The organism is Synechococcus sp. F70.1 (genome assembly GCF_047502745.1).
Classification (GTDB): Bacteria; Cyanobacteriota; Cyanobacteriia; order Thermostichales; family Thermostichaceae; genus Thermostichus.
The window spans coordinates 50,886-65,800 of record NZ_JANSJL010000087.1 but is presented as its reverse complement, the minus strand read 5'-3'; the positions used below and the strand labels follow the sequence as shown (position 1 = coordinate 65,800).

The window sequence follows — 14,915 nt, the reverse complement described above, 5'->3', positions numbered from 1 at the left end:
TGAGGTTGCTCCAGGAGCTGAGAGTTCGCCTAGCTGCTCTGAGGGTAGCCGTTTTGGGAGGCAGGGGAAGATCTCGTTGACGAGCAAAGGCCTGACGGAGCTGAGTCCAGAGGACTAAGGGGATCGAGCTCCGCTAGCAGCTTGAGAGATCCGCCCGCTCCTTGCTAGCGCAGCTGGGCCACGGTTACGCCGCTTCCTCCCTCCTGGGGAGGTGCCGCAGCAAAACTCTGAACGCGCGGGTGATTTTGGAGATAGGCCCGGATACCCGCCCTGAGGCGACCCGTGCCGTGGCCGTGGATGATCCAAACGGGACCAGGAGGTGCCTGGGCCAAGTGCGCTTCGAGAATAGCCTCGGCCTCAGCCACGGTTTTCCCCCTTAGATCAAGGGTGTTGTGGCTGGTGCGCAGGTTAAGGGGGGCGGTGGCTGGTGGCGGGGGAGGTGGAGCCTTGGGGCGTTGGCGCTGCTTAGCCTGGTGTTCATCGAGGGGATCCAACTGGGCCCTTGGCACGGTGAACTTGAGGATGCCGCTGCGCACCACATACACCTCTCCTTCGACGGCAATGACCTCTCCCGTTTGTCCCAGCCCCCGCAGCCGCACCCGATCCCCCACCTCCGGCACAAACTCCGTGTCCACAGGTTGAGGTGCCGGCAAGTAGCGCTTGCGGATTTGCTCGAGATGGGCGGTTACTTGGTGAGGAGCGTCCCCCTGTTGCAGCTTGCGAATGGCGGCAGCCACTTCTTGGCGGGCAGCAGCCAGCAGAGTTTCCAGCCCCTGGCGCTGCTGGTACTCCAGTTGGGCCTCTCGCTCGGCCAGCCGCCGGCTGCGCTCTTGCATTTGGCGGTAGAGGGTCTCTAGCTCTTGGTGCAGGGATCCCACCTGGGCTGCCCGCTCTTCCAATTGAGCCCGCTGCGCTTCCAACCCAGCGATGACCTTATCCACTTGGCTTTCTCCCTGCAGACGCCGCTGGGCCCGCCGCAGGATCTCCGGATCCAACTGCAGCCGCTGGGCAATGGTCAAGGCGTTGGAGCGGCCCGGGATCCCCCACAACAGGCGATAGGTTGGGGCCAGGGTGGCTTCATCAAACTCCACCGAGGCATTTTCAAAGCCGGGGTGCTGGTACTTGAGGGCCTTCAGCTCGCCGTAGTGGGTGGTGGCCAGAGTCAGCAGGGCCTTTTCCGAGAGATACTCCAATAGCCCAGCCGCTAGGGCAGCGCCTTCGGTGGGATCCGTGCCCGCCCCCACCTCGTCCAGCAGAACAAGGGCCGGCGCTGGACTAGACTGCAGGGTTTGCACAATGCGGCTAATCCGATGGATGTGGCCGGAAAAAGTGGAGAGGTTTTGCTCCAGCGATTGCTCGTCACCGATGTCGGCATAGACCCCGTCAAACCAAGGCAGTTGGGGCGGATCTTGAGCTGGTAGGAAGATCCCTGCTTTAGCCATCAGCACCAACAGGCCCAGCGTCTTCAAGGCAACGGTTTTGCCACCGGTGTTAGGGCCAGTGATGACCACAGCACGAATAGACTCGGGGAGGGTGAAATCGATGGGCACCACTTCTAGGCCCTTGCCCTCTTGACGGGCCTGCCACCACAGCAAAGGGTGTCTAACCCGGCGCAGGCGCAATCCACCGGCAACAAACTGCGGACGGTTGCCCTCCAACCAAAGGCTATAGCGGGCGCGAGCCAGGGCTACCTCCAGCCTCACCATCACCGCTTGCAGGTGCTCCAAGTCGGCAGCCACGGCTCCCACCTGGGCCGAGAGCGCCGCCAAGATTCGCTCCTCCTCCGCCCGGAGGCGAGCCTCGGTTTCTCGCAAGCGGTTGCCCAGCTCCACCACCGCATAAGGCTCTACATAGAGGGTAGCCCCACTGGCAGAGCTGTCGTGGACAAGGCCGCGGATGAGATCCCGGTGGGTGGCCTTCACCATCAGCACAAAACGTCCCTGCCGCTGGCCAATCAGGGTATCCTGCAGCGCCTGTGGGCACTGGCTCATCACCTCTTGCAGGCGTTCCTGGATCTGGCTGCGAAAAAGGCGGTGCTGACGGCGCAGGTCGGCAAGGGCTGGGCTGGCGCTATCTCTCACCTCGCCGTGCTCGTCCAGACAGCGGAAGATCTCCTGCTCCAGCTCAGGGTAGGTGCGCAGGCTGCTCACCCACTCCTGCAGGCGGGGTAGGTGCTCCTGCTCATCGATGAGGCGACGAAGGCGGCGAGCAGTTCCCAGGGTTGTGGCAATCTGGATCAGCTCTTCCCCGCTCAGGACACCCCCTCGTTCGACCCGTTCCAGGGCCGGCAGCAAGTTGTGGATCCCCTCCAGGGAAACCCCCCCTGGCTGGCTGCGATCCAGCCGTATAGCTTCCTCGGTTTGGTCAAGGTAGGCCTCGCTCTCCTCGCGGCTACGCCAGGGATCTAGCTCCAGACAGGCGCGACGGCCCAGAGGTGTAGCCGCAAAAGTGGCTAGCTGTTGACAGAGGCGGGGCCACTCCAACAATTCCAAGGTTTCCTGGCGGAGGGAAGAGTCGGGGCAAGAAGAGACCGAAGGGATAGCCGTAGGCATTACCTAGCGATTTGAAGAATACCGAAGACGCAGTCGCTCCATCTCGCGTAAAAATTGCCGCTGGTAGTTGAGAAAAGCGGTGTGCCACTCGCGGAAGCGCCGCTCGCCATCGCGCACCAACATCTGTCGGTAGTGCTCGGAGTTGAGGCGGGGCCGGGCTGAGTCCATAGGGTTCAAAGAACGCTCTGCTCCTATTGTGGCAGGCTCCGGGGTACCTCTTGGAGCTTCCAACCGGAGAGGTTCTGCCCCTGCAGGAAGAGGCCTTGCCATACTGGAAAGCGAGGCTTCCTGGCCAATGCTCAACCCGCAACCTGAGATTCCGTGCGCAAACGAGTAACGTTGATCTTCCCGCGGCACTTGGTGAACGTGCCTGTTACCTACCGCCTGGCCAAAGACTTCGACGTGGCGGCCAACATCCTGCGCGCTAGAGTCAGTCCCAACGAAGTGGGCACCCTCGTGGTGGAGCTCTCGGGGGATATCGACCAGGTGGAAGCAGGGCTGGAGTGGGTGCAGTCGCTGGGGATCGAGGTGGCTGACCAGACCAAGGAAATTCAGATTGACCCGGATTTGTGTGTAGACTGCGGCTTGTGCACGGGAGTCTGCCCTACCGAAGCCCTGAAGATTTCAGCTCCTGACTGGAAGCTAGAGTTCCGGCGCAACCGCTGCGTCATGTGCGAACAGTGCATTCCCACCTGCCCGGTTGGGGCCATTAGCGCCAGCCTGTAGGCAGCCTTGAGCTCTGGCGACCTCTCCCAAGAGTAGAATGGGCAGTACTAGGTTCTGGGGCAAGCTCACCATGGCTTCTACCACCTGGCTAGTTTGGGCAACTTATGGTGCTCTAGCAGCTCTTTACCTGCTGTTGCTGCCGTTTTTGTCTTTGGTGTACGTGGACAAGCGCTGGAACTGCAGCGGCGCCTGGGAAAAGGTGTTGATGTTTTTCCTGGTCTTGTTTTTCTTCCCCGGCATGGTGTTGGTAGCCCCCTTCATGACGTTTCGGCCTAAGCCGCGTTCCCTCTAGAGCCCTCGAGCTATGCGCAGACGAGATATCCTCGGCATTGGCCTGGCCCTGCTGCTGGGGGGAGGCGTTCTTTACGGTCTGTTGCTTTGGGCCGGCCTAGACACGGGAACGGCACAGCAGGTGTCGAGTGCGGCGTTTATGCTGGGGTGCCTGGGCTGGACGGTGAGTTACCTGAGGCGGGTTCTAAGCGGCGAGATGACTCTGAAGGCCCAGTGGGCCAGTTTCGAAAGGCAGCAAATTGAAGAGAAACTCCGCTCTTTCTCGCCGGAGGAGTGGCAGGCCCTGCAGGCCGAACTGGAATCCGAAACCGAAGGGGAAGTTAGCTGGCCTGGGCCGGACAGGCGCTAGAGCTGCTTTCGCAAGGTAGAAGAGGGGCACGGCGCCTGTATACCCAGCTACTACTTTCTCCCTTTGGCAAGGCTATTCTGCACTGCAAGCAGGGCTAGGAAAGCAAGCTAAGTGGTACAGGTTTTGACTTCCCATTTTGCTTACGTATTCCCCCTTGCCGTGACTAAGACCGTCCTGGTAGCTCAGGGCCAGCCCTTCCAAGCGCAGCTCTGGAAGTTGGCGCTGGAGTCTCAGCAGCATAGGGTGGTGCTCATTTCGCCGCGGCCAGATCTGGCGGAAGTGGCAGCAACGCCATGCCAGCCCCTAGACTTGATGGTAGTGGATATAACAACGGGACTTTTTAACCCCTACGCCTTCTGCCGAGAGTGCCGGAGCAGGCTCCCGGCTCTCCCTGTGATCCTCACCCACCATCCTCGGCGCCCCATCGAACCTGCTGAGCGACGTTGGGCCATCTCCCAGGGAGCAGCAGAGATGATCCCAGGCTTGGCAGAGGCGGACGACATCCTCCCTTCCCTTGAGCAAGTGTACAAAGCCGCCGGCTGGCCTTTTCCCATCGACGCGCAAGCCCTCTATACCGCTCTCGAGCAGGCAGGTCTGGGGAGTGGCAAGCCCGTTTCTTCTCTGCCTGAGGCAGCAGAAGAACGGCAAGAGCAAAAGGCTGAGACCCAGCCAGCAAAGTACCGGTTGATGTATCGCGGTAGCTCCATTGCTTCAGCAGAAGAACACCAGGAGCAAAAGGCTGAGACCCAGCCAGCAAAGTACCGGTTGACGTATCGGGGCCGCCCTGTCGAGTAGTTGCAAGCGCTCCGCCCTGCTAATGCGAAGCGGGGGACTACCTCGGGCAAGGTTGGAGATCAGGGCAGCACCAGGGCCAGAGTCGTGCCTTGGGATCCCGTCTCCACCAGCCGCAGGTCTCCTCCGTGAGCCTCTAGGATGCGTTTGGCAATGTAGAGTCCCAGACCTCCCAAGCCAGTTGGATAGTGCTGGCCGGCAATGGAAATGGTCTGGGCAATGTAGGGCTGGGCCAGATCTTCTAGGGGAGCTGGCAGGCCGGGTCCATCATCCCGCACCTGGATCTGGTGGGGGCCAACGGTCAGCACCACCGCGCGGCGGGCATAGCGCAGGGCATTGTCCACCAGATTCACCAGCGCCCGCTCCAGCTCGGCCTCATCGGCGTTGCCCCAGCCTTCTCCTTCCACGCCCAGGTCAATCCCCCGCTCTCGCGCCAGGGATCCCATGCGGTTGGCTACCCGCCGAGCCAGGGATCCGAGATCGCAGGGCCGGGGATGCAGGGCAATCTCCCCCCGCTCCAGGCGGTAGACCTCCACCATTTTTTGCACCAGCGCCAGGTTGCGTTGGTTTTCCTCCAGCATGCGATCCAGCAGGGCTAGCCGCTCCTGACGACTCAAGGGCAGCTCCTGCTTGAGGGCGCCTAGCAGATGCCCAAAGGCGATGAGAGGAGTCTTTAGATCGTGCACCAGAGTGGCGGTGAAGGCCTCTCGCTGTCTTTGATGGCTTTGAATCTGGCGCAGCAGGTGGGCAAGGGCTTGCCGCAGGATCAAAACCTCTTGAGGATCCCCTGGGCGGAGCAGCAAAGTCCAGCGGTCTGGCTGGTTAATCAAGGTTTCTAGGTGAGCTAGCTCGCGGGCCAGCAAGGTCAGGGGCCGCAAGAGCATGGAAGACAAGGCATAGCCCGCCAGCGCCGATAGCACCGCCAGCAAAGGGATCCACAGCAGCAGCAGGGCGGATCCCTCACTGCTGAGCTGCCTATCGGCCAGGATCCACGGCACCGACAGGATGAAAACCAGGTTGGGGACAAAGGAAAGGCTGGCAATGACCAGCGCCACCTGAGTGCGCAGGTTGTGGGGAAAGCGACGTCGCCAGAAGTATCTCAAGGGAGAAGGGGAGAGAGGTTTGCCTTGAATTAGGCCAGAGACGAGCAAACCGGTCAAGAGGGCTGGCAAAAGACATCCCCAAACTCCGGGGAAGCTTTCCAGGTCTCCTCAAGTTGCGCCAAGAGCTGTCTGGCTAGGCAGGCTTTTTGACCAAGCAGGGCAAGAGAACCAAAAACACCCCTGGGGTTTAAAGGCTAGAGCTTCGCGGGTCGAGGTGTGGGTTCAGAGGTCATGAAAAAACCCCTGGGTGTCTGTCCGTGTTTCGACCCCAGAGGCTTCTTCTCTTCACTCCTCACCGCCTTTGAGCGTACCCGCCCTCTGAAGGATTGTCAAGCATTTTCCCGCTGGGGTTGGCGAGTGGGAAAACGCACCAGGGTGGCGCTGCCGGAGAGGATCATCTGCTGAGGCTGGAGGCACACCCGATCTACCTGCAGCTTGCTCCCTTGCAAGGCCAGTCGGTCCAAATCCAGGAGCGCATTCAGGTGGTCGACCAAAGCGCGGCTTAGGAGGCGCCCCTCTTCTGTATCGCCCTCAAAGAACGGATCGGCCAAGCAGATGCGGCGGCGCTCTATCACCTCAACGCGGGCGGAGAAGCCCACCCGAAAAACCCTGCTTTCTCCTTGCTGCACCTTGGCCCGCACTTGCAACCGCTGCTCAGGGGTGATGCGCACTTCTACCTGATGAAACGACAGGGGCTGGCCTTCCTGCCCCGCCTGGGCCAGCTTGTTCAGCACAAACGGGGTGTTGAAGGATTGCGCCAGATCCGCCTCGCTCAGCACCACCCGCATCCTAGCCTGCACCGGCTGGCGCAGTCTAATCCGCCCTTGCCAGATTTGGCTGAAATCGATGGCCACGGCATTGCAAAATAGCTCCAGAAGCGAAAGCCGCAGGCCGTTGTACATCTGCAAGTTCTGGCCCACCAGCTCGAAGCTGTCGATGCGCCCTTGCAGCAATTTGGCCATCGGCTCTGCTCGCACCCGTGCCTCCAGCCGCCCGGCTTGCTTAAAAAGGGCACGAATGGCAGCGCTCACCCCTCGGCTGACCCAGTCAGTGAGCATGGAATGGGGCAGAGAGAGCTCTGGCAGGAGTCCTGTGGCCATAGGGCAAGGTGAGGAGCGCCTACAGGGATCATAGCCAAGCCATTAAGAAAAGTTACAAGCGCGGCTCCCCTAGGGAGAGCTACGTTCCTCTCGAAGGGCCGAGCGGGCTACGGCTGCAATCCTCTGGTCACTGGCCCGGGGGAGGTGGAAGTAGCGTCCGCCCGCCAGTTCCGCCAGCTCAGCGCCAAAGCCAGTTGCAGCGAAGCGGCTTTGCGAGTCGATTAAGAGCAACTTTAGCCCCAAGGCGCGGATGCGCAGGGCAATCTCCCGCAACTCTTGTTTGATGTCAACAGGCTCACCCTCCCTCCGTCCCAGCGAGCGGCTGAGGGGAATGTTGGCCCGGCCATCGGTAAGGGCCACCAGCAGCACCTCTCCCACGTCGCCGCTGGCGCGGGCGTTCACCCCCAGGCGCACCGCTTGGGTGAGGGCATGGGCCAGGGGGGATCCCCCGCCACAGGGCAGGGATTCCAGGCGGCGGCGGGCCAGCTCAATGGAGCGGGTGGGGGGCAGCAACACCTCGGCGGTTTCCCCACGAAAGGCGATGAGGGCGACCTTGTCGCGGTTTTGGTAGGCCTCGGTCAGCAGGCGCAGGGCAGCGCCTTTGGCCGCTTGCATGCGGTTGAGGGCCATGGAGCCAGAGGCGTCCACCACGAAGATTACAAGGGCCCCGGCCTTGCGCACCAGTTTCTTGGCGCGGATGTCGCCAGGTTCCACAATAACGGTTCGCCCTGGCTGCCGCAGGCGGCGGCTTTTTTGGTGGGGAGCAGCAGCTCGCAGGGTGGCGTCGACGGCAATGCGGGGGTTGGCTCCCCGGGGCAGGATGGGCTTGACGTAGCGGCCCCGGTCGGTGCTGAACACCAGGCTGCGGGAGCCCGTTTTCCCCTGTTGGGTGAGGGACTGGGCAAAGGCCAAGAGGCGTGGGTCGAGGGCCACCTGCTCGGGATCGAAGAAAAACTCCTGCGGCAGGCTGGGGCTTTGCGGCTGGGGATCCGTCTCCTCTGGGTCGCTGTTATCGGAGGAGCTGGGCGGGGGATCCGGCTGTTGGGATTGGGGTGGAGGGGGAGGTGGCGGATCGGGGTTATAGCGGGCCCGGGGCAGCAGCACCAGTTGCACGGCCTGTTGCAAATCCTCAGCCACTAGGCGATCCCGTCCCTCCAGGGCGGCCAGGGCACAGGCGGCCCGCAGGGCAAACTGCTCCCCTCGATGCCCTTGGACGTTGCCGCGGATGGCCTCTTGCACCAGGTAGAGGATCTGTTCCCGCTTGGGCTTGACCTGGGGCAGCCACTCCCGCGCCAGGAGAATGCGGGTGCGGATTTCCTCCAGTTCCGCTTGGTGTTCCGCCAGAAAGGACTCGGGAGCGTCGACAAATTGCGTTGCCCGCTGGACAATTTCCCCGCGTTCTTCCAGGCTCAGCTCCTGCCCCACCGGCACCACCAGCGCCAGGCGATCCAGCAGGTGGGGGCGCAGGGATCCCTCCTCGGGGTTGTAGGTGGCCACTAGAAGAGGCCGGCAGGGGTGCTGCAGGCTTAGCCCTTCCCGCTCCAGGCGGTTTACCCCGTCCCCCACCACTGCCAGCAGCAGGTTGACAATGGCCTCATCTAAGAGGTGGATGTCGTCTACGTAGAGCACGCCCCGGTGGGCGGCAGCCAAGAGCCCCGGCTGAAAAACCGTTTCCCCCTGCCTTACCGAGGCCTCCACATCTACCGATCCCAGCAGCCGATCCTCCGTCACCCCCAAAGGCACCTGGACAAAGGGAGGAGCTATCACCTGGGTAGGGGGCGTCGTTCCCTGGGGGTAGTGGGTCTTGGCCCAGTCCGACCACGTCTCGGGCCGTGCCGGATCGTCGTTGCAGTAGGAGCCGGCAATGACCTCAATGGGGGGTAGGAGGGCGTGAATGCCCCGGGCCAAGACGGACTTAGCTGTGCCGCGCGGCCCCACCAGCACCACCCCTCCCAAGCTGGGATCCACCGCCGCCAACAATAGAGCCAGCTTGGCGGTTTGCTGGCCGACTACGGCAGTGAGAGGGAAAGTGCGGGGAGGGGCTAGGGTTGCGGATCCTGGGGTTGAGCAGTAGGACGTGGCCATCGACAACGGAAAACAGGGGGTGCAATACACCCAAGTCTATCGCTTGGAGGAGTTCCCCAAGGCATGGCCGACCGGCTGCCGCTAGCCTCTTCTTCGAACGAGATTTCAGCCAGTAGCAATCATCACATGCTTGGTCACTTGATACTCTCGCACGGCCTCTGCCGAGAGATCCTTGCCAAAGCCCGACTGCTTGAAGCCGCCGTGGGGAGCCTCTGAGGCCATGGGCAGGTGGTCGTTAATCCAGACGGTGCCCACCTCCAGCTCGGCGGCTAGTTTCAGGGCTCGTCCGATGTCCTGAGTCCACACAGAAGCCGCCAGCCCGTATAGGACGTCATTGCCCAGGCGTAGCGCTTCCTCGTCCTCGCGGAACGAGCTGAGGGTGAGGACTGGCCCAAAAACCTCGCTCTGCACAATCTCCGCTTTTTGATCGACATGGGTAATCACCGTGGGTTCGTAGAAGTATCCCCGATCCAGGAGGGAAGGGATCCGCCCGCCGGTCAGCACCTTAGCTCCCTCGGCTTTGGCCCGCTCCACGAATCCCATCACCCGCTCCCGCTGGGCTGCTGAGATCAAGGGCCCCATCTCCACTCCCGGCTCAAAGGGGGATCCCAGCTTGACGTTGCGCATGGCCTCGACAATGGCCTCTTGAAGCTGTGCCAGCTTGCTTTCGTGCACATAGACGCGGGTGGCTGCTGTGCAGTCCTGGCCGCTGTTGAAGGTGGCGGCAAAAGCAGCCTTGGCGGCCACCGTTTCCACGTCGGCATCCTCGAAAACCAAAAACGGGGCCTTGCCCCCCAGTTCCAGATGCACCCGCTTGAGGGTGTGGGCAGCCGTGCGCATCACCTGCTTGCCGGTGGCGGTGGAGCCAGTAAAGCTGACCATGCGCACCAGGGGATGCTCCACCAAGGCCTGACCCGTGGCATTGCCCCCAGTAACGATGTTAACCACGCCTGGCGGGATCCCGGCCTCGGCAATCAGTTCCGCCAGCTTCAGGGTGGTCAAGGGAGTAGCAGGGGCGGGCTTGAGCACCACCGTACAGCCAGCTGCCAGCGCAGGGCCAAGTTTCCAAATGGCCATCAGCAGGGGGTAGTTCCAGGGGGTAATTTGCGCGCACACGCCCACCGGCTCTTTGCGAAAGAGCGAGGTGTAGCCCTTGGCATAGTCCCCGGCGCTGAGGCCATGGGCGTCGCGGGCGGCAGCGGCAAAGAAACGCAAGTTATCTACCGCAAAGGGCAGATCCGCCCCCAAACTGACGGCCTCGTAGGGCTTGCCGGTGTTTTCCGACTCCAGACGCGCCAGTTCGGCGGCGTGAGCTTCGATGAGATCGGCCAGTTTCCAGAGGGCCAGGGATCGCTCGCTAGGGGTGAGTTTGGACCAACGGCCATCGGAGAAAGCGGTGTGGGCAGCCTGCACGGCCCGATCCACATCAGCAGGGCTGGCGTCCACCACCTCCGCCAATTTCTCGCCAGTGGCCGGGTTCTCGATGACCATTAGGTCTCCCCCTTGGCTGTCAACCCATTGGCCATTGATCCAGAGTTTATGGGCCATGGCCGCTTCTCAACTGCTTGCTAGAAACACTTTTTCCCATTGGGCCGAATCTTGCCCAGCTTGGGAGGCGTTGCCTTCCCTTCTACTTCCGTCTGATAAGGTCAGAAGGGGGTAGACAACAGCAGGCCGAAAGACTCACAATAGCTCAAACAAACTACCCAACACTCCTAGTCCCATGCTGCTGGGCTTTAAAACCCAGTTGGCCCTCAACAACAAGCAGCGAACCCTGGCAGCCCGGCATGCTGGGGTGGCTCGCCACGCCTACAACTGGGGCTTGGCTATCTGCAAGCAGGCCATTGAGGCCAAGCAGAAACTGCCTGCAGCTAAAGTGCTCCGCACCGCTGCCGCGAACGACCTACATAAGCGCTTAGTGGCAGAGGTCAAGAAAGCCAACCCTTGGTACTACGAGGTTTCTAAGTGTGCCCCACAGCAGGCTCTCCGCAACTTGGAGCAAGCTCTCAAACGCTGGCGGAGCGGGCAGGGTAGGTTTCCCCGCTTTAAGCGTAAGGGGGTGCGAGACAGCTTCTACTTGGAGGGCAGCATCCGCATTTCCGGCAACCGCATCAAGGTACCTATCCTTGGTTGGTTGCGCTGTGCGGAAATTCTCCCCACTGCCACCCCCAAGAACGTTGTAATCAGCCTGCGGGCTGGGCGGTGGTACATTTCCTTCAAGTACGAGGCCCCACTTCTGCAGGTGGAGAAGACTGGAGACGTGGTGGGAGTGGACTTGGGCGTGAACCGCTTGGCCACCTGCTCCAGCGGGGAAATGTTTGCGCTCCGCGCCGCTAGCGCGAACGACAACCCCAAGCCTTACCGCAAAGCCCAGAAGCGCTTGGTGAGGCTGCAACGGCGGGTGAGCCGTAAACAGAAGGGCTCTGCCAACCGCAAGAAGGCGGTAATGCAGCTTGCTAGGGCCCACAAGCGGGTAGCGGATATCCGCCTGGACAACTTGCACAAGTTGACCAGCTATCTCGCCAAGAAGTACCGGGTGGTGGTGATTGAGGACTTGCAGGTGCAAAACCTCCTCAAGAACTACCGCCTGGCCGGATCTTTGGCCGTTCGCGTAAGCGGGACGGAGTCCTTTTGTGGGTTTTATGAGTTCAGGCGACAGCTAGAGTACAAGGCCCAACTCTACGGCTGTCAGTTGGTGGTGGTGGATAGGTTTTATCCATCCAGCCAACTGTGTTCTCGCTGTGGGCACCGACAGAAGCTGCTCCTTCACCAGCGGGTGTTTCGGTGTGAAAGGTGTGGTCTGGAGCTAGACCGCGACCTGAACGCTGCCCTCAACCTGGTCCAGTGGTATCTGGCTACCTGCAGCAAGGCCTACGGCCCGCTATCGCGATCGCGGGGAAGTTACGCCTGTGGAGATCCCTCTGGCGGGGTGGTAGGGGTGAACTCTGCCACTAGTCATGGGTCGCAGAAGCAGGAAGAAAGCAGAGACGCAACAAACACTGCCCTATCGCAAATAGGAGTGTTTGTGAGCGTTTCGTAGGTCTTTCAGAGCAGCTTTCTGCACAGGCAAGGTTGGCCCATGTCTCCTGTGCTGTGGCAAGCCATTGGGTACGCCTGCGGGATCTCGGTGGGGATCCTGGGACTGGTTGCCCTTGTCAACTTTCTCTGGCAGCGCCTAGAGCAGCAGGCCAAAGAAGCCACAGCCCAGCCAGCCGAGCCGCCAGCAGCTCCAGAACCCTGCAGCACCTCGGAGGAGGGATCCCTGTCGACATGAGTAACACCGTTCGCGTTCACGTCTGGATCAGTGGGCAAGTGCAGGGAGTGGGGTTTCGGGCTTACACGGAGGCCATGGCTCGCAAGGCCGGTGTTGGCGGCTGGGTGCGCAATTTGCGGGATGGCCGGGTGGAGGCGGTTTTCGAGGGATCCCCGGCGGCGGTGGAGGCAATGCTGCGCTGGTGCCAGCAGGGCAGCCCTGGCTCAGTTGTAGAGGCCATCGAGCAACGGCCCGAGCTGCCGGAAGGCCTATCTACCTTCGAGATCCGCCCCACTGTCTAATCCCAGCAGCTGGCGAGATCCCACTAGAATGGGGAAACCCACTTTTCTCGTTTGGCCATGACGGTTGCCGCTCCTGCCAAAGTGCAATACGAGGCGGTGATCGGGCTGGAGGTGCACTGCCAGCTCAGCACCCGCTCCAAGATCTTCTCCAGCAGCGCAACGGCCTTCGGCGCTCCCCCGAACACCCAAATCGACCCTGTCTGCATGGGCCTGCCCGGCACCCTGCCAGTGCTCAACGAAAAGGTACTCGAGTACGCCGTCAAAGCCGCTTTGGCTTTGAATTGCACCATTGCCCCCTACAGCAAGTTTGACCGCAAGCAGTACTTCTACCCCGACTTGCCCAAGAACTACCAAATCTCTCAGTACGACCTACCCCTTGCTACCCACGGCTGGGTCGAGATCCAGCTCAGCGACGGCCGCACCAAGCGCATTGGCATCACCCGCTTGCACATCGAAGAAGATGCGGGCAAATTGGTGCATGCCGGCAGCGATCGCCTGGCGGGATCCAGCTATTCCCTAGTGGATTTCAACCGGGCGGGGGTTCCCCTCATCGAGATCGTCAGCGAGCCAGACATCCGCAGTGGCGAGGAAGCAGCGGAATACGTACAGGAGCTGCGCCGCATCCTGCGCTATGCCGGCCTGTGCGATGGCAACCTGCAGGAGGGATCCCTGCGCTGCGACGTCAACATCTCGGTGCGCCCCCTGGGAAGTCAAACCTTTGGCACGAAGGTGGAAATTAAAAACCTGAACTCCTTCAACGCCATCCAGCGGGCCATTGAGTACGAGTTCAACCGCCAAGTTAAGGCTTTGGAAGCGGGCGAGCCTATCGTCCAGGAGACCCGCCTCTGGGAGGAAAACAGCCAGCGCACCATCAGCATGCGCAGGAAGGAGGGATCCAGCGACTACCGCTACTTCCCCGAGCCGGATCTGCCGCCCATTCGCATTACTGAAGCGCAAAAAGCCCGCTGGCAGGCGGAGTTGCCGGAACTCCCCGCCCTGAAGCGGCGCCGCTACCAAGAAGTCTACGGCCTCTCGGTATACGACTCCCGCTACCTCACCGATGAGCGCACCACTGCCGAGTACTTTGAGGCCGTGGTTGCGGCTGGCGCTAGCCCGAAGGCGGCCGCCAACTGGATGATGAGCGATATCGCCAGCTACCTCAACACCCACAAGCTGGACTACCCCGACATTGCCCTCAAGCCGGAAACCCTGGCTGAGCTCATTGGCCTCATTGAGCAGGGGGTCATTTCCAGCAAAATTGCTAAGGAAATCCTGCCAGAGCTGCTGGAAAAAGGCGGATCAGCCCGCGCCCTAGTGGAGGCTAAGGGCCTAACCCAAATCTCCGACAGCCGCCTGCTGGAGCAGCTCATTGCCGAGGTGCTGGCGGAAAACCCCGAGCAACTGCAGCAGTATCGGGGGGGCAAAACCAAGCTCTTTGGCTACTTTGTTGGGCAGTTGATGAAAAAGACCCAAGGACGGGCCGATCCTAAGCTGGCCAACGAGCTGCTCAAGCGGCATCTAGATGGCTAGTTCCAGGCTTCGGTAAGGGAATAGCCCAACTCCTGCAGCATGCGCCGCAAGAGAGGAAGGCTTAGCCCAATTACGTTGCCTGGGCACCCTTCGATCCGCTCCACGAACAGGCTGCCACGGCCATCGATGGCAAAACAGCCGGCACAGTTCAGGGGCTCGCCGGTGGCTACGTAGGTGCGGATCTCCTCGTCGCTGGGCTTGGCAAAAAACACCCGCGTTACGGCGTAGTGGACGAGGCGGCGGTTTTGCTTCAGGTCAATCAAGGCATGGCCGGTGTAAAGTTCTCCCACCTCGCCCCGCATTTGGCGTAGACGCCGCTCTGCCTCCAGGGCATTGGCCGGCTTACCCAGGATCTCCCCATTGAGGTAGAGGACGGAGTCCGCTCCGATAACCAAGACAGGCTCCCGTTGCTGGGCTGCCACCACTTCTGCTTTTGCCAAGGCCAGCTTCTGGACGAGCTCCACCGGATCTGAGCTTTTGATTTGGCTTTCGTCAAAGTAGCTGGGTTGAACGCGAAAAGGAATCCGGGCAGCTTCCAGCAGTTGGCGCCGGGCAGGAGATTGCGAAGCCAGGACGATGGGAGGCAACATCGATTCAAAACTCAAGCCTAGAGTTTGCAGGATCGAAGTTTGCTCTACTACTAGTTTCCCTTAGCCTAGGCAAGGTAGGCCCGCTAGGCGTTGACAGGAAGCAACTGGATCCAGCTCTCCCAGCCCCTCCTCAAGCCGAGCTTGTCCCTGCTTCCTTCGCAGGTGCGCCTTGGCCTGGAGCTGCTGACGGTGCTGAGGATCTCGACAGGCGTGGCCCTCATCCCTTGGCAGGTGGGAGAGCT

Annotated in this window: 15 protein-coding genes; 8 read left to right on the top strand and 7 right to left on the bottom strand. The window is 61.3% G+C overall.

The features are described 5' to 3' along the window. Positions 1 to 164 precede the first annotated feature (164 nt). Together NW860_RS09040 and NW860_RS09035 are read right to left on the bottom strand one after the other, a co-directional pair. On the bottom strand, positions 165 to 2,552 hold the full coding sequence (locus tag NW860_RS09040) for an endonuclease MutS2 (protein WP_414513728.1): 2,388 nt from the start codon (positions 2,550 to 2,552) through the stop codon (positions 165 to 167). Between the two features lie 3 nt (positions 2,553 to 2,555). Further along, on the bottom strand, positions 2,556 to 2,720 hold the full coding sequence (locus NW860_RS09035; RefSeq protein WP_414409584.1) for a hypothetical protein: 165 nt from the start codon (positions 2,718 to 2,720) through the stop codon (positions 2,556 to 2,558). A 153-nt stretch (positions 2,721 to 2,873) separates the two neighbouring features. Between NW860_RS09035 and NW860_RS09030 the strand changes: the two genes are divergently transcribed. From NW860_RS09030 to NW860_RS09015, 4 genes are all read left to right on the top strand, one after another. After that, positions 2,874 to 3,278: an NIL domain-containing protein gene (locus NW860_RS09030; protein ID WP_414393509.1), complete on the top strand. Its 405-nt coding sequence runs from the start codon at positions 2,874 to 2,876 to the stop codon at positions 3,276 to 3,278. Between the two features lie 70 nt (positions 3,279 to 3,348). After that, positions 3,349 to 3,570, top strand: coding sequence for an NAD(P)H-quinone oxidoreductase subunit L (gene ndhL / locus NW860_RS09025; protein WP_414513725.1), 222 nt, complete (start codon positions 3,349 to 3,351; stop codon positions 3,568 to 3,570). Positions 3,571 to 3,582: 12 nt separating this feature from the next. Further along, the gene (locus tag NW860_RS09020) at positions 3,583 to 3,918 is read left to right on the top strand and encodes a DUF3007 family protein (protein ID WP_414513723.1); all 336 of its coding nucleotides are present in this window, start codon (positions 3,583 to 3,585) and stop codon (positions 3,916 to 3,918) included. A gap of 159 nt (positions 3,919 to 4,077) precedes the next feature. Then, positions 4,078 to 4,713, top strand: a complete 636-nt coding sequence (locus NW860_RS09015) for a response regulator (protein ID WP_414513721.1) — start codon at positions 4,078 to 4,080, stop codon at positions 4,711 to 4,713. 59 nt (positions 4,714 to 4,772) lie between these two features. On the opposite strand, the gene NW860_RS09010 is transcribed toward NW860_RS09015, so the two are convergent. From NW860_RS09010 to NW860_RS08995, 4 genes are all read right to left on the bottom strand, one after another. Continuing rightward, the gene (locus tag NW860_RS09010) at positions 4,773 to 5,882 is read right to left on the bottom strand and encodes a sensor histidine kinase (protein ID WP_414513719.1); all 1,110 of its coding nucleotides are present in this window, start codon (positions 5,880 to 5,882) and stop codon (positions 4,773 to 4,775) included. Positions 5,883 to 6,142: 260 nt separating this feature from the next. Continuing rightward, positions 6,143 to 6,913, bottom strand: coding sequence for a DUF2993 domain-containing protein (locus tag NW860_RS09005; RefSeq protein ID WP_414513717.1), 771 nt, complete (start codon positions 6,911 to 6,913; stop codon positions 6,143 to 6,145). A 69-nt stretch (positions 6,914 to 6,982) separates the two neighbouring features. Beyond that, the gene (bchD, locus tag NW860_RS09000; protein WP_414513715.1) at positions 6,983 to 8,998 is read right to left on the bottom strand and encodes a magnesium chelatase ATPase subunit D; all 2,016 of its coding nucleotides are present in this window, start codon (positions 8,996 to 8,998) and stop codon (positions 6,983 to 6,985) included. 105 nt (positions 8,999 to 9,103) lie between these two features. Then, on the bottom strand, positions 9,104 to 10,546 hold the full coding sequence (locus NW860_RS08995) for a gamma-aminobutyraldehyde dehydrogenase (RefSeq protein WP_414513713.1): 1,443 nt from the start codon (positions 10,544 to 10,546) through the stop codon (positions 9,104 to 9,106). Positions 10,547 to 10,721: 175 nt separating this feature from the next. Here NW860_RS08995 and NW860_RS08990 point away from each other — a divergent pair, with 175 nt between their 5' ends. The 4 genes from NW860_RS08990 to gatB are packed head-to-tail and all read left to right on the top strand — an operon-like array spanning position 10,722 to position 14,083. Next, positions 10,722 to 12,038, top strand: coding sequence for an RNA-guided endonuclease InsQ/TnpB family protein (locus tag NW860_RS08990; protein ID WP_414513711.1), 1,317 nt, complete (start codon positions 10,722 to 10,724; stop codon positions 12,036 to 12,038). A gap of 39 nt (positions 12,039 to 12,077) precedes the next feature. Continuing rightward, entirely contained in the window at positions 12,078 to 12,272 is a 195-nt protein-coding gene (locus NW860_RS08985) for a hypothetical protein (RefSeq protein ID WP_414513709.1), read from the top strand. Then, positions 12,269 to 12,553, top strand: a complete 285-nt coding sequence (locus NW860_RS08980) for an acylphosphatase (protein ID WP_414393525.1) — start codon at positions 12,269 to 12,271, stop codon at positions 12,551 to 12,553. Before NW860_RS08985 ends, NW860_RS08980 begins: the two co-directional genes overlap by 4 nt. 57 nt (positions 12,554 to 12,610) lie before the next feature. After that, positions 12,611 to 14,083 carry an Asp-tRNA(Asn)/Glu-tRNA(Gln) amidotransferase subunit GatB gene (gene gatB / locus NW860_RS08975; protein ID WP_414513707.1) on the top strand — a complete coding sequence of 491 codons (1,473 nt, stop codon included), beginning with the start codon at positions 12,611 to 12,613 and terminating at the stop codon, positions 14,081 to 14,083. On the opposite strand, the gene NW860_RS08970 is transcribed toward gatB, so the two are convergent. After that, positions 14,080 to 14,673, bottom strand: coding sequence for a Maf family protein (locus tag NW860_RS08970; protein WP_414405548.1), 594 nt, complete (start codon positions 14,671 to 14,673; stop codon positions 14,080 to 14,082). The genes gatB and NW860_RS08970 overlap by 4 nt on opposite strands. Between the last annotated feature and the right edge of the window lie 242 nt (positions 14,674 to 14,915).